General features: G+C 34.2%; 16 protein-coding genes. 6 read left to right on the top strand and 10 right to left on the bottom strand.

Going from position 1 to position 25,230, the window contains the following annotated elements; all coding sequences use genetic code 11:
- Window positions 1-14: 14 nt before the first annotated feature.
- The 8 genes from FF52_RS15655 to FF52_RS15620 form a co-directional block, all read right to left on the bottom strand.
- Window positions 15-755, bottom strand: coding sequence for a DUF2490 domain-containing protein (locus tag FF52_RS15655; protein ID WP_157498625.1), 741 nt, complete (start codon window positions 753-755; stop codon window positions 15-17).
- 145 nt (window positions 756-900) lie between these two features.
- On the bottom strand, window positions 901-3,462 hold the full coding sequence (locus tag FF52_RS15650; protein WP_008467010.1) for a TonB-dependent receptor: 2,562 nt from the start codon (window positions 3,460-3,462) through the stop codon (window positions 901-903).
- Window positions 3,463-3,710: 248 nt separating this feature from the next.
- Entirely contained in the window at window positions 3,711-4,124 is a 414-nt protein-coding gene (locus FF52_RS15645; RefSeq protein ID WP_008467009.1) for an RrF2 family transcriptional regulator, read from the bottom strand.
- A 93-nt stretch (window positions 4,125-4,217) separates the two neighbouring features.
- Window positions 4,218-5,045 carry a TPM domain-containing protein gene (locus tag FF52_RS15640; RefSeq protein ID WP_008467008.1) on the bottom strand — a complete coding sequence of 276 codons (828 nt, stop codon included), beginning with the start codon at window positions 5,043-5,045 and terminating at the stop codon, window positions 4,218-4,220.
- A gap of 3 nt (window positions 5,046-5,048) precedes the next feature.
- Window positions 5,049-5,486 (bottom strand): TPM domain-containing protein, encoded by a 438-nt coding sequence (locus tag FF52_RS15635; RefSeq protein WP_008467007.1) that lies wholly within the window; start codon window positions 5,484-5,486, stop codon window positions 5,049-5,051.
- 78 nt (window positions 5,487-5,564) lie between these two features.
- Window positions 5,565-6,149 (bottom strand): LemA family protein, encoded by a 585-nt coding sequence (locus tag FF52_RS15630; RefSeq protein WP_008467005.1) that lies wholly within the window; start codon window positions 6,147-6,149, stop codon window positions 5,565-5,567.
- A 34-nt stretch (window positions 6,150-6,183) separates the two neighbouring features.
- Window positions 6,184-6,516 (bottom strand): MerR family transcriptional regulator, encoded by a 333-nt coding sequence (locus FF52_RS15625; protein WP_008467004.1) that lies wholly within the window; start codon window positions 6,514-6,516, stop codon window positions 6,184-6,186.
- 46 nt (window positions 6,517-6,562) lie between these two features.
- Window positions 6,563-7,540 (bottom strand): M23 family metallopeptidase, encoded by a 978-nt coding sequence (locus FF52_RS15620; protein WP_008467003.1) that lies wholly within the window; start codon window positions 7,538-7,540, stop codon window positions 6,563-6,565.
- Between the two features lie 277 nt (window positions 7,541-7,817).
- Between FF52_RS15620 and alaS the strand changes: the two genes are divergently transcribed.
- Window positions 7,818-10,457 carry an alanine--tRNA ligase gene (gene alaS, locus FF52_RS15615; RefSeq protein ID WP_008467002.1) on the top strand — a complete coding sequence of 880 codons (2,640 nt, stop codon included), beginning with the start codon at window positions 7,818-7,820 and terminating at the stop codon, window positions 10,455-10,457.
- Window positions 10,458-10,716: 259 nt separating this feature from the next.
- Here the strand turns inward: alaS and FF52_RS15610 are convergent, their stop codons facing one another.
- The gene (locus tag FF52_RS15610) at window positions 10,717-12,462 is read right to left on the bottom strand and encodes an ABC transporter ATP-binding protein (RefSeq protein ID WP_008467001.1); all 1,746 of its coding nucleotides are present in this window, start codon (window positions 12,460-12,462) and stop codon (window positions 10,717-10,719) included.
- A 353-nt stretch (window positions 12,463-12,815) separates the two neighbouring features.
- Here FF52_RS15610 and FF52_RS15605 point away from each other — a divergent pair, with 353 nt between their 5' ends.
- From FF52_RS15605 to FF52_RS15585, 5 genes are all read left to right on the top strand, one after another.
- On the top strand, window positions 12,816-13,592 hold the full coding sequence (locus tag FF52_RS15605; RefSeq protein ID WP_008467000.1) for a hypothetical protein: 777 nt from the start codon (window positions 12,816-12,818) through the stop codon (window positions 13,590-13,592).
- Window positions 13,593-13,693: 101 nt separating this feature from the next.
- The gene (locus FF52_RS15600; RefSeq protein WP_008466999.1) at window positions 13,694-14,653 is read left to right on the top strand and encodes a GSCFA domain-containing protein; all 960 of its coding nucleotides are present in this window, start codon (window positions 13,694-13,696) and stop codon (window positions 14,651-14,653) included.
- Between the two features lie 204 nt (window positions 14,654-14,857).
- Window positions 14,858-19,969: a translocation/assembly module TamB domain-containing protein gene (locus tag FF52_RS15595; protein WP_035691702.1), complete on the top strand. Its 5,112-nt coding sequence runs from the start codon at window positions 14,858-14,860 to the stop codon at window positions 19,967-19,969.
- Entirely contained in the window at window positions 19,953-22,265 is a 2,313-nt protein-coding gene (locus FF52_RS15590; RefSeq protein ID WP_008466997.1) for a BamA/TamA family outer membrane protein, read from the top strand. The genes FF52_RS15595 and FF52_RS15590 overlap by 17 nt, the downstream gene beginning before the upstream one ends.
- Before the next feature lie 181 nt (window positions 22,266-22,446).
- Window positions 22,447-23,082, top strand: coding sequence for a DUF4230 domain-containing protein (locus FF52_RS15585; protein ID WP_008466996.1), 636 nt, complete (start codon window positions 22,447-22,449; stop codon window positions 23,080-23,082).
- Between the two features lie 265 nt (window positions 23,083-23,347).
- On the opposite strand, the gene FF52_RS15580 is transcribed toward FF52_RS15585, so the two are convergent.
- Entirely contained in the window at window positions 23,348-25,111 is a 1,764-nt protein-coding gene (locus FF52_RS15580; RefSeq protein WP_008466995.1) for an aromatic amino acid hydroxylase, read from the bottom strand.
- Window positions 25,112-25,230: the final 119 nt, after the last annotated feature.

Here is a 25,230-nt window from a genome sequence, read left to right as displayed (position 1 = left end):
CTAAAATCTAAAATCTAAAATTTCCGATTAATCCTATGATAAACTGTAAATCGAATAATATCACGATCATAGAAATCTACGCCGCTAGCGCGTCTTTGAAAGTTTTTTATATAACCCAATTCTAAACCAAGATTTGGATTGAAATGATAACGCAAAGCAACGTAGAAACGATTTTGATCGAATGTATTTCTGCGATTGTCTTTTCCGAAATTAAATAAAACTTCGTCAGAAATAGTGCCTTTTATGCTTCTCTCTTCTTTTTCCCAGATTGTAAACATAGATTGCAAACGGTATCTGAATCTATATGCAAATGAAAATTTATCCAAAAGTCCGTTTTTGTCTGTTTTTTGAATGAAGCGTTCTTCCAATTGAAAGCGGTTATGAAAGGTAATTTTAGCAATATCATTAATCAATGTTACATCTTGCTGAGCGCGGTATTCAGGAACAGAATAATCTGGATCAATGTTTGGATTTTGAGTGTTTACGCTGAAAAAAGCAAATCCAGCACCCAAATCTATCATTTTAGTTGCCCTGTAACGAGCTTGAGATCGTATAACAAAAAGATTTTCATGAACAGGGTTTACAAAGCTTCGATTGTCAAATTCAGAATGTAGAGCCCACTTTTCAGATAATGGAAAAATATTGTAGTATCGAATCCAAGTCAAAGTCTGATGGTCGATATTTCTTTGGTTTTGCCCTGTAACCGTCTGGCAAACAAAGAGTATAGTTAAAAGTAATTTAAAAGATCTGCTCAAGAAAGATAAATTCAGACTGCGAATTTATACAAATGATCTTATTTCTTTTTAATTTTAAATTTGTTTTGAAAGTTTTTTTGTGAAATAAAAAAAGGGATACATTTTAAAATGCATCCCTTTTTAATACTAAAACTAACTAACCACCTTACAGCGAATACTTAAATGTAACTCCGTAAGTTCTTTGATCACCAAGAACTCCAGCATATTGCCCTGTGTTACCACTTGCAGGCAATAATTGCTCATAATAATCTTTGTTGAAAAGGTTTCTTCCCCAAATCTGAATAGATAAACCTTGCGAAGCGCGGAAACCTAAACGAGCATTAAAGATTGCATAACCTTTTACAACTAAATATTTTGAAGCCGAGGGGCTTGAAGAAAATTCAGAACGAGCGTATCCGTCAGCAGCGAAGAAAATTTTTCCAGCATTACCAAAGAATCTTGCATTATCAGAAAGCTCACCTCCAAGTGAACCTGCCCATCTTGAAGCACCTGGCAATTCTGTTCCAGAAACATCTTTGTAAGATACTTGAACCCCATTAACAACAAGTCCTGTTTCTTCTAACGGAAGTGGCGCATTTGTAAATTTCACATATTTACCGTCTGTATAAGTTGCAGCACCATTGATGGTTAAGTGCGAGTTGATAACAAAACTTGCATCCAATTCTGCTCCTCTTACACGTACTTTATCTGCGTTAGCAAGATAACCGCGATTTACTCCTAACTCAGCTGCTTGAACGTTGGTTTGGAAATCTTTGATATCAGTATTAAAGAACGTTAAGTTGAAGATTGAATTTTTGAATGGAGAAGTTTTTACACCAAATTCATAATGATACACTTTCTCAGGTTTAATCACCGCAAGTTCAGTCATTGGTTGTCCCGCAGAGTTTGATGGAAGCCCTGCTACGTTAACTCCAACAGGTTTGTAACTTTTAGCAGCTGTTGCATAAATATTGATTTTGTCTGATGCTTTATAAGTAAGCGTGATGTTTCCAGAAAAGTCTGTATTGTCTGTATCTGAATCAAATGCCTGATCAGAGTAAACTGATTTTTTCAAAGCCAATAAGGCTGGATCTGTAGTTTGAAGACCTCCATAAGTTTTACGAGAATAATGAGCGTCTTTTTTATCAAAGTTATATCTTAAACCTGGTAAAACATGGAAACGTTCTGTAAGTGCCCAATCAATCTGACCAAATACGGCAGCACTAGAAGCTCTAATTCTTGCATCAGTATGAATTCCGTATCCTTCAAAAAGACCTGGAGTTTTCCATAGTGGACTAGTTGAGCTTTGAGAGAATCTCCATTGTGCATTTCCAGATTCTTCTGTACCATTTGTTTGAGAAGTCTGATCAATAAAGAATACTCCTGCAACACCACTAATTTTTGAAGTTAATTGTCCAGCATAACGAACTTCTTGTGTAACCTGAGTTTGTCTTGTTGGATTCTGAGATTTAGCTAAAACTTGTAATCCTGTGAAATCTCTGTCATTAGATGGATCCCAGTTCCAAAAACGCCAAGCAGTTGTAGAAGTAAGCGTACCGCCACCAATTTTAGTGTCAATGTTTAACGAAATCCCTCCTAAATCCTGTCCAGAACGCCAAGGAGTGTCATGATCAATCTTACGGTCAAAAGCATTTAAACTTGGCAGCTGATAGTTTAAATCTTTAATAATAGCATCAAACTGACGGTATGCAGCTCTTTGAGTAGGAGCAACACCAGCAACAACCTGAGCATATCCGTCAGGACGCTGTGTTGTAAGATCTCCTGCAAAAGTAACGTTTGTGTTTTCTGTCGGAGTCCATAATAATTGTCCTCTAAAACCTTGATTGTTTAAAGTGTTTGTTGGTCTTCCTGTAACAACGTTGTCAATTAGACCATCACGCTGAGTTCCTGAAAAAGATAAACGACCAGCAACCTTTTTTCCTAGTGCTCCTGTTATAGAAGCTTTAGCTTGTAAAAAAGCATAATTTCCATAACTTATTTCGAAATCTGCTCCTGGTGTAAAACTTGGTTTGCGAGAAGTGATATTAAAAGCTCCTGAAGTAGTATTTTTTCCAAATAAAGAACCTTGTGGTCCGCGCAATACTTCGATTTGTTCTACATCGATAAAATCTAAAGTAGTTGCTGCTGGACGAGCGTAATAAACACCGTCTACGTAGAAACCAACTCCAGGATCGATACCATCATTGGTAAGCCCGAATGGTGAACCTAAACTTCTGATGTTGATTCCAGTATTTCGAGGGTTTGAAGAATACAATTGTACAGAAGGAACCAATTCTTTAATACGGTTAACGTTAAAAGCTCCAGCTGCTTCGGCTTGTTTTCCTGTAACAACAGAAACGGCAATTGGCACATCTTGAACCTTTTCTATTCTTCTTCTTGAAGAAACGACAACCTCAACAAGTTTGTTTTCTTCACGTAAAGTGATTAATAATGGAGAAGCTGGTATAGCTGTAATTTCAAGTTCAGCAGTATTGTATCCTATATATTGAACTAAAAGTGTAAGAGGTAATTTTCCTTGAGATTCGATTGAAAATCGTCCTTCAGAATCTGTAATCGTGCTAAAAGTTGTTCCTTTGATTACCACATTGGCTGCTTCTAAAGGGATATTTTGATCAGTAGTGACAACCCCTTCAATTTTTTGGGCAAAAGAGATTGAGAACGTTAAAACAGCAAGTATTGTAAATATGTTTTGTAAAGATGTTTTCATTTTTATATTAAGTATATGTGATTAGTAGAATTTAATATTAAATTTTTTTTACCAACACATACACATCATAGATGAAACAGTATTCACAGTTGTGAAATTATAATTATGTTTTTTTTGCAAAAGATTTTGTCCACCTGATTTACTAGAATGTACTTTCATGAGTTAAAATTTTGTAAATGATTAGTTAATTATTTTTGGCAAATATATAATTAATTCTATCGATTTACTAGACTTTAGAAAATATTTTTTTATTTTTTTACAAGTGAAGCGATTGTGATGCCTTCCATGGCTTTCAAAGTTTTGTCTCTAATAAGCATCAAACCGTGACGCAGACTGCATTCAGACTCGGTTTTGCAATCAGAACAAGGCTCGTAAAAATTAAGAGAAGCGCATGGCAAAAGTGCAATTGCACCGTCAAATAATCGGTGAATTTCTGCCAAAGTGATATCATTTTTAGATTTTATCAGATAATAACCTCCAAATTTTCCCTGCTTACTGCTCACAAAACGACCGCGTTTTAGATCTAATAAAATCTGTTCTAAAAACTTTTTGGGAATATTAGCTCCTTCAGCTATTTCCACAGTTCTGGAAATGTGATTTTCGTCTTGTTCTGCTAAATAAAGTAAGGCCTTAAGGGCGTATTTTGCTTTATGTGATAACATCTATTAATAAATTGTAAAATGTAAATGTATGATTTTTTAATATTGAAACCTAAACTTGATACGTGAAACAAATAAAACTTTAAACAAAAGAATTTACCAGCCTCCGCTTGATCCACCGCCAGAGAAACCTCCACCGCCAAATCCGCCGCCGAAGCCACCGCCTCCGCCAGATGAGCCACCACCGAAGCCTCCAAATCCGCCTCCGCCGCTTCTTCCAAGATTACTTAGAATAATAACGTCGAGTAGGCTAGGACCCCCACCGCCATTGTTGCCAGAATTTCCTCCTCCGCCTCTTTTATTTCGAGAGAGTAAAATTAAAACAATTACTACAATTACAATAAAAGGCAGAATAGGGAAGTCTTGTCCTTTTTTTGTTTGTTTACGTTCGCCTTTAAATTTTCCTTTAAAAACATCAATAATAGCATCAGTTCCTTTATCAAGACCATTATAGAAGCTTCCTGCTTTAAACTCTGGTATAATAATATTTCTGATGATTGTTCCTCCAATTCCTGCTGTTAGACGATCTTCTAATCCGTAACCAGGATTAATTGCAATCTTTTTTTCGTTTTTTGCCAAAAGAATAACGACTCCATTGTCATCTTCTTTTGTTCCTCCAATTCCCCAAGTTTGTCCCCATTTTGTGGCCAATTGGCTTACATCTTCTCCTTTTAAACTTTCAACTGTAATAATTACGATTTGAGTTGTAGTCGAATCGGAGTAGCGAATTAGTTTTTCCTCTAACTGAGCTTTTTCAGTAGAACTTAAAATATTAGCATAATCGTAAACAGAAGTCTGAAAACTAGGTTTTGGCGGAATCTCAAATTGGGCAAAAATAGTATTGCTGATAAAAAACGCGATAAACAAAAGAGTAATCTGAAAAATTCTATTAGAATTTGAGATTTTAATTTGGGAATTTTTCATTATTTATCCTTTTGATATTTCGTTAGATAATTCGTTGATATCGCCTTCCTGAGAAGGAAAGTATTTTTTGAGTTGTTCTCCGGCATTCAAAATACCGTCAACAATTCCTTGTTTAAAATTGCCGGCTTTAAAATGATTCACCATAATATCTTTGGTACAATCCCAAAAATCATTAGAAACTAAATCATTAATTCCTTTGTCTCCACAAATCACGAAGTTTTTGTCTTCAACTGCAAAATAGAGCAATACTCCATTTTTCAATTTAGTTTCATCCATTCGCAATTCATGAAAAACTTCTAAAGCCCTATCAAAATGGACTTTAGAAGTTGTTTTTTCTATATGTACTCTAATTTCGCCAGAAGTATTACTTTCAGCCATACGAATAGCTTCAACAATTTCTTGCTCTTCTTCTTTGGTTAAAAAATCTTCTACTTTTGACATGGAAATTATTTTAGAGTTTAGATTGTAGATTTTAGATTACAGATTAAATCTGAAATCGTTAATCAAAAATAATAATCTTTAGAATTTTACTTCAACAGGTTTGTCCGCTCCAGTAGAAGCTTCAAAATATGGTTTTTCTTTGTATTCGCTCAAGAACCAGTTGTTTGGAATTTTCAAAACATAACCGTTATACGTTTGTACTGATTCATTGAAACGAGTTCTAGCCGTTAAAATTTGGTTTTCAGTGCTTGCTAATTCATCTTGTAGTTTCAAGAAGTTCTCATTAGTTTTTAAAGTTGGATACTGTTCAACAGAAACTAATAATCTTGATAAAGAAGAGCTAACGCCACTTTGAGCTTGATTAAATGCAGCTAATTGTTCAGGAGTTACATTGCTTGGATCAATTGTTACAGATGTAGCTTTTGCACGCGCTTCAATAACAGCTGTTAAAGTTCCTTTTTCAAAGTCAGCAGCACCTTTTACAGTGTTTACTAAATTCCCGATAAGATCATTACGTCTTTGGTAAGCCGTTTGAACATTTCCCCATTCTTTATTTACAGCTTGGCTGTGTTGCAAAGCAGTATTTTTAATACCAATCGACCAAAATGCGATAATAGCAATAAGTGCTACAATAATTCCTACAGGGATTAACCACTTTTTCATATTTGTTTTGATTTAAGTTTATTTCTATTTTTAATTACAATTCGTTTTTTATCTCGTTCAGTTGCGTTTTTATCGACTCTAATTTACGTATTATTTCGAATTTATCTAACGTTTTCTTCTGACCCTCTTTTAAGTGTATTTTGGCGCCTTCTAGCGTAAATCCTCTTTCCTTTACTAAATGATAGATTAGCTGAAGGTTGGTAATGTCTTCTGGTGTGAACATCCTGTTTCCCTTTGCATTTTTTTTAGGTTTTAGAATGTCAAATTCGCTGTCCCAAAATCGTATCAAAGAGGCATTGACATTAAAAGCTTTGGCTACTTCGCCAATACTGTAATATCTTTTGTCTTTAGAAAGTTCAATATGCATGGTTCGTTTTTTCTATTTTATTTCAAAAATACTATTTTTTGTACTATTAATCTAATGATTGATTTTCTTGGTTTGCCATTTGAGAAATTGCCACATATTCTACAGCCGAAATATTTCCATAATAGAAGTTCAGCGGGTTAACCACTTTTCCGTCTTTATGCACTTCATAATGACAATGAGGACCTTCAGATCTTCCTGTGCTTCCCACGTATCCAATAACATCTCCGCGTTTTACCTTTTGTCCTGGCCGGCAGTTGTATTTGCTTAAATGCGCGTACAAACTTTCATATCCAAAACCATGCCTGATTACGATATGATTTCCGTACCCAGAGGCCGTGTTGTCAGCTCTTTGCACCACGCCATCTCCAGTTGCGTAAATTGGAGCTCCTGTATTGGCGGTGAAATCCATTCCGTTATGCATTTTTCTCACTTTCGTGAAAGGGTCAATGCGGTATCCAAAACCTGACGCGACGCGCTTTAAATTTTCATTTCGCACTGGCTGAATGGCAGGAATCGCTAACAATAAATTTTCTTTAGCTCCAGCTAATTTTAAAATTTCGTCTAGAGATTTAGACTGAATCGCCAATTGCTTCGAAAGTTTGTCAATTCTTTTTGTGGCATTCAAAACCAATTGAGAATTGTTGTACCCTTCTAGAGCTTTGTATTTGTCAGAACTTCTAAAACCAGCTTTTCGAATCGAATCTGGAATTTCAGCTTTGTTGAAATAAACACGATAAATATTATTGTCACGTTCTTCTAAAGCATCTGCCGCTTCATCAATTTCATCCAGTTTTTTATTCAAAATGGCATATTGAAGCTTTAAATTTTCAATTTCGCGTGCCTGCAAACGATCTTTTGGAGTTTCAAAATAAGGCGTATTAATTAAAAGGACAAAAACTAAAAAGCCAAACAATGCCGAGGCTAATAAAAACAGTAAGGCGTAACCAATTTTAATTCTTTTTCTGGTTTTTATTTTCGTATAAGCCAGATTTTCTGGGTCGTAATAATATTTTACTTTCGCCATATTTTAAAATACGCTATTTTTGCTCCCTGTAAAATAAGTTAGTCGAATAAAACTGATAAATGTTTCAGCTCTTCGACACTTTTTTTACGAGGATTAATGATTAGATATTGGGGCTATTTTATCATTAGATAATGCGCAAAATAGGCAATTTATTGTTTAAATTATAAGTTTTTTAATCACATTATAAAAAACTTAACGTATCATCAAATGAATGGATTATCTAATCGTCTAATTATCAAATTAACACATTAAACAGACACATTTTTCTAATTTAAATATGAAATCACAAGACGTACGTAAACAATTTTTAGATTTTTTTGAGAGTAAGGGGCACACTATTGTTCCTTCAGCTCCTATTGTTCTTAAAGACGATCCAACCCTAATGTTCAATAACTCGGGGATGGCCCAGTTTAAAGAATTTTTCTTAGGAAACGGAACTCCAAAAAGTCCAAGAATAGCCGATACGCAAAAATGTCTTCGTGTTTCAGGAAAACATAACGACCTTGAAGAAGTAGGTATCGATACGTACCACCACACGATGTTTGAAATGCTTGGAAACTGGTCTTTTGGCGATTACTTCAAAAAAGAAGCGATCAACTGGGCTTGGGAACTGTTGACAGAAGTGTACAAAATTCCAAAAGAAAATCTTTATGTTTCTGTTTTTGAAGGAAGTAAAGAAGATAACGTTCCGTTTGATCAAGAAGCTTGGGACATCTGGAAAACTTTAATCGACGAAGACAGAATCATTCTTGGAAACAAAAAAGATAATTTCTGGGAAATGGGTGACCAAGGACCATGCGGACCTTGTTCTGAAATTCACGTTGATTTACGTCCTGAAGAAGAAAAAGCATTAGTTTCTGGAAAAAGTTTAGTAAACAATGATCACCCGCAAGTAGTTGAAATCTGGAATAACGTATTCATGGAATTCAACCGTAAAGCTGATGGTTCATTAGAAAAACTTCCAGCACAACACGTTGATACTGGAATGGGATTTGAGCGTTTGTGTATGGCTTTACAAGGAAAAACATCAAACTATGATACTGATGTTTTCATGCCTTTAATTAGAGAAATTGAAACCATTACTGGAGCAAAATATACAACTAATGATGTAACAGGCATTAGTGAAGAACAAAATAAAATGAATATTGCTATTCGTGTAGTGGCAGATCACGTTCGTGCGGTAGCTTTTGCTATTGCTGACGGTCAGTTGCCTTCTAATACGGGAGCAGGATATGTTATTCGTAGAATTCTACGTCGTGCAATTCGTTACGGATTTACTTTCTTAGGAACAAAAGAGCCGTTTATTTTTAAATTGGTTGAGACTTTAAGCGAGCAAATGGGAGATTCTTTCCCAGAAATCAGAACACAGAAAGCACTTTGTTCGAATGTAATTCGTGAAGAAGAAAATTCATTCTTAAAAACTTTAGATCAGGGATTAGTTCTTTTAGATGCTGTAATTTCAAATAACAATACAGATACTGTTGATGGTAAAAAGGCATTTGAATTGTATGATACTTACGGATTCCCAATCGATTTAACAGCTTTGATTCTTTCTGAAAGAGGATTGAAATTAGACGAAGAAGGGTTCCAAGAACAATTGCAATTACAAAAAGAGAGATCTCGTGCGGCATCGAAAGTTACGGCAGGAGACTGGAATGTAATTGTAGAAGATGATATTCAGGAATTTGTTGGTTACGACAGATTATCCCAACAGGTTAAAATCACTAAATACCGTAGAGTGGAAAGTGCAAAAGACGGGGAGATTTTCCAATTGGTTTTCAATGCTACTCCTTTTTATGGAGAAAGCGGAGGACAAACGGGAGATAAAGGATATTTGGAAGCTCAAAATGGTGATATTGTTTACATCATAGACACAAAGAAAGAAAATAACCAAACGATACATTTAGCAAAATCGTTACCAGAAAACCTTACGGGAACTTTTAACGCGGTTGTTGATGCAAACCAAAGAGCTAAAACTTCGTCTAACCACTCGGCTACGCACTTGTTGCACCAGGCTTTACGTAAGATTTTAGGGACGCATATTGAGCAAAAAGGTTCGATGGTAAGAAATGCTTCATTGCGTTTTGACTTTTCTCATTTCGCTAAAGTAAGTGATGAAGAATTAGTAGAAGTAGAAAACTTCGTAAATGCTAGGATTCGCGAAAGTTTGCCATTAATCGAAAAAAGAGCTATTCCGAAAGAACAGGCTTTAGAAGAAGGAGCAATTGCTTTATTTGGAGAGAAATATGGTGATTTAGTTCGTACCATTAAATTTGGAGATTCTGTCGAATTATGCGGAGGAACTCACGTTGCCAATACATCAGATATCTGGCATTTTAAAATTATTTCTGAAGGAGCTGTAGCGGCTGGAATCAGAAGAATTGAAGCCATTACAAGTGAAGCAGCAAAAGAATATTTTGAGTCACAAGCTGTTTCTTTAGCTGAAATTAAAGAAGCTCTTAAAAATGCTCAAGATCCGGTTAAATCAATCTTGGCACTACAGGATGAAAATGCCCAATTGAAAAAACAATTAGAAGCTTTATTAAAAGATAAAGCTAAAAACATGAAAGCTGATTTGGCTAAAGAATTGCAAGAAATCAATGGAGTTCAATTCTTGGCAAAACAAGTAGATTTAAACCCAGAAGGCGCAAAAGATTTAGCTTACGAATTAGGTGGTTCTTACAATAACTTATTTGTAGTTTTCGCAACCGCTCATGAAGGAAAACCAATGTTGACTTGTTATATTTCAAAAGAAATTGTAGCTGAGAAAAACCTAAACGCTGGACAAGTTGTTCGTGAATTAGGTAAATATATCCAAGGTGGGGGAGGAGGACAGCCTTTCTTCGCAACCGCAGGAGGTAAAAATGTTGATGGAATTGCTGAGGCTTTGGATAAAGCAGTGGATTTTGTGAAATAAAGATTCTAAGGTTTTTTTATAATATTCAAAAAAGCCGAGAGATTGTAAAATCTCTCGGCTTTTGTATTTTATGGTATTTCTCTTTTTATGTCATTTCGACGAAGGAGAAATCTCCACGAGAAGCTCGACAAAGATTGGATTTTCGTTGCGGAGTTACTTACGGAGATTTCTCCTTCGTCGAAATGACAAATAGTACGTGTATAGATTGTTTAAAAAACTTAAAATCTTAGTGTCTTAGAGCCTTAGTGGCTAAAAAGAACTACTTACGTTCCCCAATCTGCTGGCGCCACATAGCGTAATACAATCCTTTTTCTACGATCAAATCTTCATGTTTGCCTTGTTCAATGATTTTACCTTGTTCTAGGACAAAAATTCTATCAGCATGCATTACGGTTGATAAACGGTGAGCAATTAAAACTGTAATTCTATTTTTGTCTGAGATATTTCGAATAGTGTCATTAATTTCTTCTTCTGTAATAGAATCCAAAGCAGAAGTCGCTTCATCAAAAATCAATAAATTCGGATTTCTAAGAATAGCTCTTGCGATAGATAAACGCTGTTTTTCTCCGCCAGAAACTTTGATTCCGCCTTCGCCGATTGTGGTATTTAAACCGTCTTCAGCACGTTTAAGGAGTTTGTCGCAGCTTGCGCGTTTTAAAGCATCATAAAGTTCTTCGTCGGTTGCATTTGGTTTGACGAATAATAAGTTTTCGCGAATTGTTCCTGAGAATAATTGTGCATCTTGAGTCACAAAACCGAGCTGTTTTCTTAAATCTAGCAAATCAATTTCGGTTGAATCGATATCATTGTAAAGAATTTCTCCTTCTTCTGGAGTATACAATCCAACTAATAATTTTACTAAAGTTGTTTTTCCAGATCCAGACGGACCAACAAAAGCGACGGTTTGTCCTTGTTTGATTTCGAAATTGATATTTTCGACTGCTTTGAATTTAGCTGTTTTATGTTGAAAACTCACATTAGAAAATAGCAATTTCTGGATTGCTCCAACATGTTTTGGAGTTTTAGGACGAAATTCTTTAGGAGCATTCAATAAGTTTTTGAAATTCTCCATAGAAACTTTTGTTTCGTTCAAAGCAATAATAAAGTTTCCTAATTCTTGTAATGGACCAAAAATAAAGAACGTAAAAAATACCATTGTCAATAAATCACCAACGATAATTTTTCCTCCAAACAAGAAGTAATATAAGGCAAAAACAACGCAAGTTCTCAAGAAATGAACCGTTGTTCCCTGAATAAAACTTAAACTTCTTATAAAACGGATTTTCTGTAATTCTAATTGAAGAATTTTAAACGTATTTAAGTTTAAACGTTTTTCTTCTTGATATGTTAAACCAAGACTTTTTACTAACTCGATATTTCGTAAACTTTCGGTAGTAGAACCAGCCAATGCATTAGTCTGATTCACAATTTTTCGAGAAACGATTTTAATCTTTTTTCCCAAATACAAACTAACCAAAGCAATAATTGGCGCTGTAATTAAGAAGATAATCGAAATCCTGAAATCGATTCGAGCAACATAAACAATTACGAATATAAAACCGATAATAGTCTGGAAGATTAACGAAATGGAAAGTGTAATCAGTTTTTCTGAATCGATTCTAACTTTTGTCAGTTTGCTTAAAGTTTCACCGCTTCGCTGATCTTCAAATTCTGCATAAGGAAGATCCAGAGATTTCTTGATTCCGTCAGTATACATTTGAGCGCCGGTACGCTGAATAACGACATTGGTAAAATAATCCTGAAAGTTTTTGGTAATTCTCGAAATCATAGCAGCGCCAAGAGAAAGGCCAAGCCAGAAAGCTAAAGATTTTATAAATCCGATTTCGTTTCCTTTGTATTTTGAGATTCCAACACCACAGTCCTGCATTAATTTTCCTGTGATTACTGAGTCTGACAAACTGAAACAAATGTTGATAGTAGCCATTATCAACGCAAAAAACAAGAGCATTTTGTGTCTGATAATGTAGGTATATAGTAATTTCATATAAGATTTTAAAAAAATGGAAGATGCAAAAATAAGGAATTGTTTTAGTTTCTAGAGTTGGTTTTTGTTATTAAAAATCTAAATTTTTTACAGGTGAAATTGCTGATAGAGTTTTTAAAGTTTTTATGTGTTTCACTTTTTTAATTTGAAAATAAGAAGTCATAAAGGCTGATTATTTTTCCATATTTAAGTTTTTTTGAAAATTTTATTATTTAGTTAAGCTTTTATGTTGTTTGCTATTAGTGTTTTAACAATTGACTTAATTGAAAAATGTGTTTCGATGTGGAATCACGTAAGGTTTTGCTATTTGGTTATACTACGTTTGCACCGACAACAAATTTAACCAAGTCAAAATGAAAAAAATTTTATGCTTATTTGGTGCTTTAGCACTAGTTTTAACATCTTGTTCAAGTGATGATTCATCAGAATCTACAGATGCAGTTTTACTACCTAAAAAAATTACTGAAACAGAAGTCATTGAAGGACAATCAGGAAGTTATACTTATACTTTAACGTATGATGGAAACAAATTGAAAGAACTTGCTGGTTCAGATGCGTCTAGATCTGTATATACGTACACAGGAGATCTTATCACTAAAGTAGAAAAGTACGCTTCTAGTGTTTTACAATCTACAGATGTTTATGCTTATGAAGGAACAAAATTAGTTTCTAAGATTTCAACATGGGAAGCTAATAAAAGTACTCAAGAGAAATTAACTTTTGTGTATAACGCAAACGGAACAGTTAATGTTAACCAATCTCAGATCATCAATAAACAAGAGATTAAGTATGATACCACTACACTTTATACTTTAGTAAACGGAAATATGGTATCTTCTGAATTAATCGATGGAGTATTGATGGAGAAAACAACAAGTACTTACGATAATAAGAAAAGCCCTTTTATCAACATTATAGGTTTAAGGGCATTATTAGATTTAGATAGTGATTTTGACTTCTATTCTGCAAACAACACAGTGAAAAATGTTACAACTACTTATGACTCTGATGGTAAGGTAACTAAAACAGCAACTGTAGAAACTACTAATAAATACAATAGCAGCAATTACGTTACAGAATATTTTTCTGGAGACGCAAAAAATTCTTTCAAATTAGAAATTGCTTACTAATTTTGTTTTAAATAAAAAAATCCCCAATTAGCAAATTAGTTAATTGGGGATTTTTTTTGAGCATAAATGAGGATTTAACTGTATTTTTGGATAAAAAAGCCATGCAATTCAGAACCCAAATACCCATTTCCAAAAGTAGTTTGCCAATCGATTATAATTCGAAAATACTTTCTATTGGGTCTTGTTTTGCAGAAAATATGGCGGAGAAATTCGATTATTTTAAATTTCAGAATGAAACCAATCCGTTTGGGATCATTTTTAATCCGGTTTCAATTGAAAAATTATTTGGCAGAATTTTTAAACAAGATTGGTTTGAAGAAAAAGAGGTTTTCTTCCATAACGAGCGTTGGCATAGCTTTGAAGTACATTCAGATTTAAGCAATTCTGACCGTCAAGAATTATTAGAAACTCTGAATAAAGCTGTAACAGAAACCCATAAACAACTTAAAGAAGCGACCCATATTATCATCACTTTCGGAACTTCTTGGATTTATAGAAATCTTGAAAAAGATGAAATTGTAGCCAACTGTCATAAAGTGCCTCAAAAACAATTTTCAAAAGAATTATTGTCGGCAGAAGCCATTCAAAAAAGTATTCAAAATACAATTGAAATTATTCAAACTGTAAACTCCAATATAAATTTCATTTTCACTATTTCCCCAGTTCGACATATCAAAGACGGATTTGTAGAAAATCAATTAAGCAAATCACATTTATTTACAGCTTTACATCAAGTTTTAAAAACACATAATTCAAAACTCATAACTCATAACTATTTCCCTTCTTACGAAATCATGATGGACGAACTTCGCGATTATCGTTTTTATAACGAAGATATGTTGCATCCCAATCAGATTGCGATAGATTATATCTGGAAGCTTTTTAGCGAAAATTATGTTTCAGAAGAAAGTGTTCAAGTAATGAAAGAAGTAGACGAAATCCAAAAAAGTCTTCGTCATCGCAGTTTTAATCCAGAATCAGAACAGCATCAGAAGTTCTTATCAAAACTGCAGCAGAAAATAAACATCATAGGAGAAAAACTGCCGCATATTAAATTCTAACTATTAGAATAACCCTCATAAAAAGTTATCAGTTAATATAAAAAACTTCGTGTCTTAGTGTCTTCGTGGCAAATGCAACAATAAAATTTTAGAATAATTGCTCATAATTATGTAAATTGTTAAGGTTTAAATTTTACATTTTTGTAAAATGTGTAACCCTGCTTTTTTCAGAAGCAATTTTAATCTAAGCGATTTTATTGACGTATGAATAAGAAACCAGTTTATTTTCTTAAAAAAATACTTCGTATCTTAATGTGGTGCGTGGTTTCTATAGTTGCGCTTTTATTGCTTCTCATAATCTTAATTCAGGTTCCGTCGGTTCAAAATTTCGTTAAGGACAAAGCCATTGCCTATCTTGAGGGTAAGATTAGAACCAAAGTTTCTCTCGATAAAATTCTAATTAAATTTCCCAAAGATGTAGTTCTGGAAGGTTTTTATTTTGAAGATCAAAAAAAAGATACTTTACTGGCTGGTAAACGATTAGAGGTTGATGTTGATCTTTTTAAACTCGTAAGCAGCGAACTCGAAATCAATTCGGTTTCATTAGAAAATGTAAAAGCCAATATTTCCAGAAACAAAGACGGCGTTTTCAATTTTGATTATATTATAAAAGCATTCGAATCTAAAGAACCAAAAGTAGAAGATCCTGATGCAAAACCGTTTAAAATTTCTGTAGTAAAAGTAAATCTCGATCAGGTTAAATTTAATTTTAAAGATGATTTTTCGAAGAATGATATCAAACTCAATTTGACGCATTTTGATACCAAATTCAAAAGGTTTGATCTTGATAAAATGGACTTTAATATTCCCACAATTAATTTAAATGGATTGAAGGTAGTTTTAGATCAAGATGTTGTAGAGAAAATTGCTGAAGTTTCAGTCAAAACAGTAGATACAGTTTCGAAACGTCCAGATTTTAAATTGGCATTGGATAAAATCACTTTATCTAAAATAGATATTTTATATGATAATAAAGACTCGAAATTAAATTCGGGTATTAGTTTAGGAAATTTAAATTTAGTAGTAAATGAGATCAATCTTAATGAACAGTTTTTGGATTTTAATACTTTTGAAGTTAAAAATCTTAAAGGAAATTTACGTCTTGGTGCAAAAGATAAGCAGATTCAAACCCCTGACTTAGATTCAACAGCCATAAAACAAGCAGGCTGGAAAGTAAAACTCAAAGAAACCAATCTAGAAAACATCGCTTTCAAGTTTGATGATGAACAGTCAAAACCTAAAACAAAAGGAATTGATTATGCACACTTGGATTTGGATAAATTCAATTTTAAAGCAGAGAATTTATATTATGGAAATGATACGATTTCAGGAAATATTAAAACGCTAAACGTAAACGAAAAAAGCGGTTTGCAGATTCAGTCTTTCAAAACCGATTTCTTTTACGGACCGAAAAATGCTTCGCTGGAAAACCTGTATTTAAAAACACCGCAGACTCTCGTTCAGGATAAAGTTAAAGCGCAATATACATCACTTGAATCAATTCAGAAAGATTTAGGAAATCTTGCCCTTGATGCCAATTTGAAACAATCTAAAATTGGTTTTAAAGACATTTTATTGTTTGTTCCCGATCTTCAAAATACAAATCCTTTCAAAAGTAACCCGAACGCTATTTTGTATGTAGATAGCCGTGTGAGCGGAAAAGTAAAAGATTTGAATATTTCGAAGTTTGAAATGAGCGGAATTGGCGCTACAAAAGTTTCCCTTTCGGGGAAAATTGCTGGATTGCCAGATGCACAAAAAGCGTATTACGATTTGGATATCAAAAAAGCTTCGACGACTTCAAAAGACATTAATATGTTTGTGCCACCAGGAACAATTCCGAAGAATATTCAGTTGCCATCTCAATTAAGTTTGCAAGGAAAATTTAAAGGTTCGGTTCAGAATTTTAAAACCAATATGGCTTTGACGAGCAGTTTTGGAAATGCAAAAGTCGATGCTTTATTTGATCAGCGTGTTAAAAAAAGAGAAAAATACGATGCGCAAGTTTACTTGTTGGATTTTGATTTAGGGCGTTTAATTAAAAACGATTCAATCGGAAAAATTACGCTTAAGGCGAAAGTTAAAGGTAACGGCTTAGATCCTAAAACCGCAAATGCAGCGATTGATGGTTTGGTGCAGAAAGCAGTTTTTAATCGATATACTTATAGAGATTTAGCATTAAAAGGAAATATCGAAAACGGTTCTTTTGCAGTAAAATCTGGAATGCAAGATCCAAATTTGAATTTTAATTTAACGGCTTCCGGCGACACAAAAGATAAATATCCGACAATAAAGCTAAAACTGAATTTGGATATTGCCGATTTAGAAAAACTAAATCTGCACGCTGGACCAATGAAGCTTCGCGGAAATGTCGATGCAGATATTGCCAACAGTAATCCTGATTTCTTAAACGGAAAAGTGTTTCTTTCAAACATTCAAATTTTGCAAGAAGCAGAACCAATTGTTTTAGATTCTGTTCGAGTTTTGGCTTTTGCAGATAAAGACAGCAATTCGATCAAAATTTCGTCTCAATTTTTAAAAGCCGAAATGATCGGAAAATATAAATTGACAACTGTGGCAAATTCAGTCCAGAAATCATTATCAAAATATATTGACCTCAAAAATCCAAAAATCAATGCAGAATCAGACGAGCAACGATTGGCTTTTATGCTCAAAGTAGACAATGATCCTGTTCTTTTTAAATTGTTGCCAAAATTAACTGGATTAGAGCCTTTTACTATAAATGGAAATTATAATAATAAAACAGATTCTTTAACTGTAAAAGGAACGATTCCAAGAATTGTTTATGGAGGAAACACCATTTCAGATGGGAAAATCAATATCGAAGCCAAAGAAAATGCGCTGGAATATTTAGTTTCTGTAGCGACAATTGAAAGCGGTTCTTTAAAAATTCCGTTTACAAGTTTGAGCGGAGAAGTTCAAAACAATACTTTGACCTATGCGCTTGAAGTTCAAGATGCAAAACAAAAACAGCAATATTTTATTGGGGGCGAATTTAAAGCTGAAGATTCTAAAAATATTGTAAAACTAGATGCAGACAGCTTTATTTTAAATTATGATAAGTGGAATGTTGATCCTGAAAATGCAATCGAGTTTGGAGAAAAAAGACTTTATGTCAATAAATTCAATTTGAGTAATAATGGAAACGAATTGAAAGTTCAATCGAAAGGAAATCAGGATAATGCGCCTTTACAAGTTGATTTTGTCAACTTCAAAATCGAAACCATTATGAACATGGTTAAAAAAGATGAATTATTGATGCAAGGCTTGATTAACGGAAATGCGTTGGTTGAAAATGTGATGACAAATCCAACTTTTACATCCGATTTGAAAATTGATGATTTTACTTTTAAAGGTTCAAAAGTAGGAGATTTAGAAATAAAAGTTGACAATAAAACTGCCAATACACTTGCCGCAAATGTAGCCTTGAGCGATGAAGGAAATGACTTAAAACTTACGGGAGATTATCAGTTAGATTCAGGAAATTTTGATTTTGATGTAGCCATTAACAAATTGTATATCAAAAGCGTTCAAGGTTTCAGTATGGGAAATATTACTGAAGGACAAGGCTTTCTTTCAGGAAATTTCAAGTTGACAGGAAATACTTCTGCTCCACAAATTAAAGGAGAATTGAATTTTAATGACGCTGGTTTTAGAGTCACACAGCTCAATTCGTACTTTAAAACCAAAAACGAAAAAATCACTTTCAATAACGAAACAATTTCATTTGATAAATTCTCTCTTTTTGATGAAAATGACAATGAACTGTTTGTAAACGGAACCATTCAGTCGCCAGATTTTGTGAAGTATAATTTCAATCTGCTGGTTGAGGCAAACGATTTTAGAGCGATTCACTCGCAAGCAAAAGACAATGATTTATTTTATGGCGATTTGTTTTTAGATACAAAACTAAATATCAAAGGAAATCTAGACAGTCCAGTGGTTGACGGAACGATCAAAATTAATAAAGAAACCAAGTTTACAGTCGTAATGCCGCAGTCAGATCCGTCAATAGCAGACCGAGAAGGAATTGTAGAATTTGTTGACGAAGATAATCTGTACTTGAAGCAAACGGTTGATATGCAGAACAAACTAAATCAGTCGGAATTGAAAGGCATGGATGTAAATGTAGCTATTTCGATTAATAAAGAAGCAGAATTGACCTTGCTGATTGATAAAGGAAATGGCGATTATTTGAATTTGAAAGGAGAAGCAGAATTAGTTGGAGGAATCGATCAATCAGGAAAGACAACTTTGACTGGGAAATATGAATTTTCAGACGGTTCTTATCAAATGAATTTCAACGGAATTAAACGAAAATTTGATATTCAAAAAGGAAGTTTTATCACTTGGAATGGCGAACCGACAATGGCAACTTTAAATATTACAGCGATTTATAAAGTAAACACAGCGCCAATTGATTTATTAGGAAATCAGCTAAAAGGACAGTCTCAAGCGGTGCAAAACACCTACAAGCAAAAGCTTCCTTTTCAGACCTTATTGAAAATGAATGGAGAATTGCTGAAACCAGAAATCTCATTTGGAATAGTACTTCCTGAAGGAAATTATAATGTTTCTACAGATGTCGTAGAAATGACTCAGACAAAACTGAAACAGCTGGAACAAGATCCTGCCGAACTGAACAAACAAGTTTTTGCCCTTTTATTATTGAACAGGTTTGTGGGCGAAAATCCTTTTGCAAGCGAAAGCGGCGGTGTAAGTGCAGAATCTTTTGCCAGACAGAGTGTGAGCAAAATACTTTCGCAACAATTGAATAATCTGGCTGGAGATCTTATTGAAGGATTTGAAGTCAATTTTGATTTAGAATCGACAGAAGATTATACAACAGGAACCATGCAAAACCGAACCGATTTAAATGTCGAAGTTTCTAAAAAATTACTCGATGATCGATTGAAAATTACTGTTGGAAGCAGTTTTGGAGTAGAAGGTCAGGAACGTGCCAATGAAGAATCTACCAATATTGCGGGTGATGTCGCTTTAGATTATCAATTAACAAAAGATGGCCGTTACATGATTCGCGCTTATCGTAAAAATCAATATCAGGTTGCGGTTGAAGGTCAGGTAATCGAAACAGGAGTTGCATTTGTAATTACAATGAGCTACAATAAATTTAGAGAGCTTTTTCATCGCACAGAAGAAGAAAAAGAGTTGATAAAAGAAGAAAAAATTCGCAAGGAAAAAGAAAAGCAAAAAAAGAAAGAGGACAAAGAAAAAGAAAAACTGCAAGAGAACGAAGACGAAAAAACTATTGAAGGAAATGAGCAAAAAACATAATCATAGAAATATATATTTAAAGTATATCGCGCTGCTTTCCTTATTTTTTGTTTTAGGATGCAGCAATACAAAGTATCTTCCTGAAGGCGAGTTGCTTTATACAGGCGGTTCTGTTACCATAAAAGATTCGATTATGAAGAAGAAAGATCGAAAAGCGTTGGAAAATGAACTAGAAGGCCTGCTTCGCCCAAAACCGAACAAACAGTTTTTGGGTCTTCGACCTAAATTATTGATATACAATCTTGCTGGGGAACCTAAAAAAGATAAGGGAACGAGATATTGGCTGCGTAACAAAGTGGGAGAACCGCCGGTACTTTTCAGCCAGGTTGATTTGGATTATAATGCTTCGGTTTTGCGAAATTTTACAGAAAACCGAGGATATTTCAAAACCCGTGTCAGCGCCGATTCAACTGTTCGAAATAAAAGAGTAACCGCAGAATATATTGTGACACCAAGAAAACAGTATATTATAAAAAGCGTAACTTTTCCAGACGATTCTCTTAAAATGTCAAAAATTATTGCGAGAAGCCATAAAAGAAGTCTTCTTAAAGTTGGAAATCCTTACGATTTAGATGTCATAAAGGCAGAAAGAGAAAGAATTGATGCAAGATTAAAAGAAAAAGGCTATTTCTATTTTAATCCAGATTATATTTTGGCAAAAGTAGACAGCAGTAAAGGTGATCACGAAGTACGAATTAGATTGGTAATAAAGGATGATACACCTGTAAAAGCCTTGACCGCTTATAAAATTGATAAGATTTTTGTGTACCCAAATTATTCGCTTACCAATGATAGTACAGTTTATAGAAAAAGAAATATCACGCAATACAAAGATTTTACCATAATTGATACAGCAGATACTTTTAAACCAAGAATTTACGATCGAACAATTTATTTTAAAAGAGGAGATGTTTACAATCGAAAAGACCACAATTTAACCTTAAACCGATTTGTAAATCTTGGAACTTTCAGTTTTGTGAAGAATGAATTCAAACCCTCAGATTCAATTCCTAACGCTCTAGATTCGTACTACTATTTGACTCTTTTGCCTAAGAAGTTTATTCGTGTAGAAGTTATCGGAAAAACCAATTCTGCGAGCTATACCGGTACAGAATTAAATCTAAACTGGAACAACAGAAACTTTTTGCGAGGTGCAGAATTGTTTACCGCTTCTGTTTTTGGTGGCGCCGATTTTCAGTTGGGAGGAGTTAATAAAGGGAAAAACATTTACAAACTGGGAGCAGAAGTTAGTTTGACTTGGCCACGATTTATAACGCCTTTTCATATTGAAGGGAACAGCGAATACGTGCCAAGAACCAAAGCAACGCTCCGTTATGAATATCAAAAACGAACGCAGTTATATGCTTTGAATTCTTTTAATACTTCTTTTGGGTATATGTGGAAAGAAAATATTCGTAAGGAACATCAATTAAATGTTGTTGATGTGACTTATGTGAGTCCGAATCACGTTACACCAGAATATCTCGCAGACATTGACGAAGATCCAGCTTTGGGAAAAGTAATTGAAAAACAGCTGATTTTTGGCCCAACCTATAATTATACGTATACCAATACGATGCAGAAGCGTAAGAAGCATACCATTTATTTTAATGGTGAGTTAGATTTAGCTGGAAATTTAACAGGGTTATTTACTGGAGCAGATTATCCAAATAACGTTAAGACCATATTTGATGTTCCGTTTAGCCAATACGTAAAAATTAGATCCGATTTCAGACATTATTTAAAACTCGGAAAAGAAAGCGAATTAGCCAGCAGATTAATTGTCGGTGCGGGATTTGCTTACGGAAATTCAAACACGCTTCCGGCATCGAAACAATTTGTAGTGGGAGGAACCAATAGTATTCGCGCGTTTAGGGCACGAACTTTAGGGCCAGGAAGTTATGTTATTCCGCCACCAACAAACAATAATTACACTCCCGATCAATCAGCTGATTTGAAACTGGAATTCAATACCGAATACCGTGCAAAGCTTTTCAGCATTGTAAGAGGTGCAATATTTTTAGATGCTGGTAATATCTGGCTTTTACATGCCGATCCAAATAAACCTGGAGCGGAAATTTCAAAAGATTTTATGAAAGAAATCGCCGTTGGAGCCGGAGCTGGTTTACGTTTCGATTTGTCGTTTTTGATTTTAAGAACCGATTTAGCTATTCCGCTACGTAATCCTGCATTGCCAGACGGACAACGTTGGGTGATTGACGATATTAATTTCGGAAGCAGTTCCTGGAGAAAAGACAATCTAATTCTGAATATCGCTATCGGTTATCCGTTCTAATTTTTTAGCCACGAATTCACGAATTATTATAATCTATAGTGTTGCTTATAATTGAATTAAAGGGATTTTTTAATTTGTGAAATTGGAAAAAATAATAGACAAAGAATTAGCGAAAATTCGTGAATTCGTGGCAGGAAAAAAGAATAAAAAGAAGTAAATTGGTCTAAAATATTTTAGAGGAATGCAAAACTTGATTAAAAGAATTATAGGTGTTGGAGTTATTGTTTTAGTAATTGTTCTGGGGTTTAAATATTGTCAGTTCAAAAAAGACGACGATTCAGATATTCAATACAATACCAATTTAATTCAACAGCAGATTCTTAATGTTGGAAAGCTGGTTGTTACCGAAGGACATTTTTCAGAAGTCATTACCTATAAAAATCAGCAGAAGTATTTGATGGATATGATTTCTTTTGAGAAAAAAGCACTCATTGTGGTCAATGCCAACGTAACGGTGGCTTACGATCTCCATCAAATGAAATATGACATTGATGAAAAAAACAAAACCATCACAATTTTAAATATTCCGAAAGAAGAAATTACCATAAATCCAGATATTCAATTTTACGATGTTGAACAAAGCAAACTGAATCCGTTTACGGGAGACGATTACAATAAAATCAATAAATCGGTAAAAGCGAATCTGGCTAAAAAAATCGAAAATTCTACTCTTAAAACCAATGCCCAAAATAGACTTATTAGCGAATTGTCTAAGATTTTAATCATGACCAATTCAATGGGCTGGAAACTGCAATACAACGGAAAAACTATTGAATCTGAAACTGAATTAAGTAAGGATTTGGGATCAAAGTTGTAAAAAAGAATCTCGCAAAGACGCAGAGTCGCAAAGAATTTTTGCCACAGATTAAAGGATTAAAATGATTTAATACCAAATTCTTGGCTAGTTTTCATAAACAGATTTTCCACAATTTTGTCATTTCGACGAAGGAGAAATCTCCACGAGAAGCTCGACAAAGATTGGATTCTCGTTGCGGAGTTACTTGCGGAGATTTCTCCTTCGTCGAAATGACAAATATTATGTTATTTACTTAATAAAAAACTTCGCATTTTAGTCCCGATAGCTATCGGGATTGTGGCAAATTATCAAAAACCAAATCCAGTCCACCAGCAATCAAATGCGCAATTTCAGGACGTTTGATTTTCAATTGATCTAAATGAACTAGAACTTCCTGTAAAAGCTGTTTTTCATCAGAATCTTTTAAAAGCTCAGCAATTTCAACAGACAGTAACCAATCGTTTTGATGATTATTTTTAAGCTTTTCAAAAACATTTTTCAGTTCCGTTTTAGCACCTTTATTCGTTCTAATATCTCTAACAGTTGCGTATAAATGTTCTAATTCGTCACGCTCATCAGTATGTTTGGCTTTGATGGTTTTGGTTGACGGAACAATATTAATTAAGTCAAAACTGTTCACATCGGCTGGACCAGAGAAAGCAGAAATGACTTTTTTGCCAATTGCCATATCATAATTGCCCCATTCAGGTTGGAATAAAACCGTCTCGCCATGAGTAACCGTGCAATTTTTGAAACTAATTAAAATAATTTCTCCGTGAAGATTTCTAGAACCTGTAATAATTTCTCCTTCAACAATAATATTGCCTTCGAATTCTAATTTTATTTTTTCGCCTTCAATGATATTATAAGCCTGTAAATCTTTGGGACTCATATCTTCAATCGCAAGATTAAAACCTTTCAATTTTCCAATCGGACTTCCAAATCCGTGTGGATGCGTTAAAGTTCCATGGCCAACTAATTCTTTTTCACGATAAGCCAAAGCTGTTTTTCCTGTTGTTTGGATGTAAACTGGTTTTCCTTCTTCTTCAATGACATTGGTAAAAACTCCTGAAATTTGCAGACCAGTGCTCAATTCAATAGTTCCCAAAGCATTTGATTGAATTAGTTTTTTAATTCCGGAAAGACCTCCAGTTCTCAGAGCCATTTTATTGGCAAATTCTTCTAAAATCAAACTCAAATGAGAAAAAGTTGGCGTTACATAAAGCTGTGGCTGTAATTGTGTAATATCAAAATTCTGATTGGCTGCCGAAATATCGTAAGGGATTTTCTTCACATTATCAGTCATGCAATGGGCACTTTCGCCAATTGAAGAAAGCAATCCCGCACCATATATTTTCGGATTTTCAACTGTTCCAATCAAGCCATATTCAACTGTCCACCAATGCAGATTTCTAATTTGAGCCATTTCAGACAATTCGCCCATATCATTTTGCAAATCGGCTACTGCTTTTTCGGCTTCATCAATTTTTTCTTGTGGAGTATCTTCAGCTTCTTTTAATATAGAAAGCAAACGAATCGCTTCATACATTTGATAATCTTTGTGAGAAGAAATCGCTTTACAGCCAATTTCGCCAAAACGTCTCAAATATTCAGCATATTCAGGATTGGCAATAATCGGAGCGTGGCCAGCACCTTCGTGAATAATATCTGGAGCAGGGGTATATTCAATATGTTCTAATTGTCTGATATCAGAAGCAATAACCAAAACATTGTACGCTTGGAATTCCATAAACGCATTTGGAGGAATAAATCCGTCAACGGCAACCGCTGCCCAGCCAATTTCGCTAAGAATTCGGTTCATTCCGTACATGCTCGGAATAGAATCAATTTCGATACCAGTTTTACGCAAACCTTCCAGATAAGAATGATGTGCAACTTTAGAAAGGTAATCTACATTTTTGCGCATCACATATCGCCAAACCGCCTGATTGATAGGAGTGTAATCGCTATAATCTTGAGGTTTAATAAATTGCTGTAAATGTTTAGGCAATCGCTCTAATAACGGATTGGTTTCAATATTTGGATTCATTTCGAAAACGTTGTAGATTTAAAATGTAAAATTACGAATTTATGCCTCGATTTTTTACCATCCATCACAAAATTTTTATTCGAAAGTGAGTTTTATTGCATTTTTGTAGATTTTATAAA

This window comes from Flavobacterium sp. F52, from assembly GCF_000278705.1.
Taxonomy (GTDB): Bacteria; Bacteroidota; Bacteroidia; order Flavobacteriales; family Flavobacteriaceae; genus Flavobacterium; species Flavobacterium anhuiense.
The sequence above is the reverse complement of the archived record's forward strand: the minus strand, read 5'-3'. Positions and strand labels throughout refer to the sequence as shown.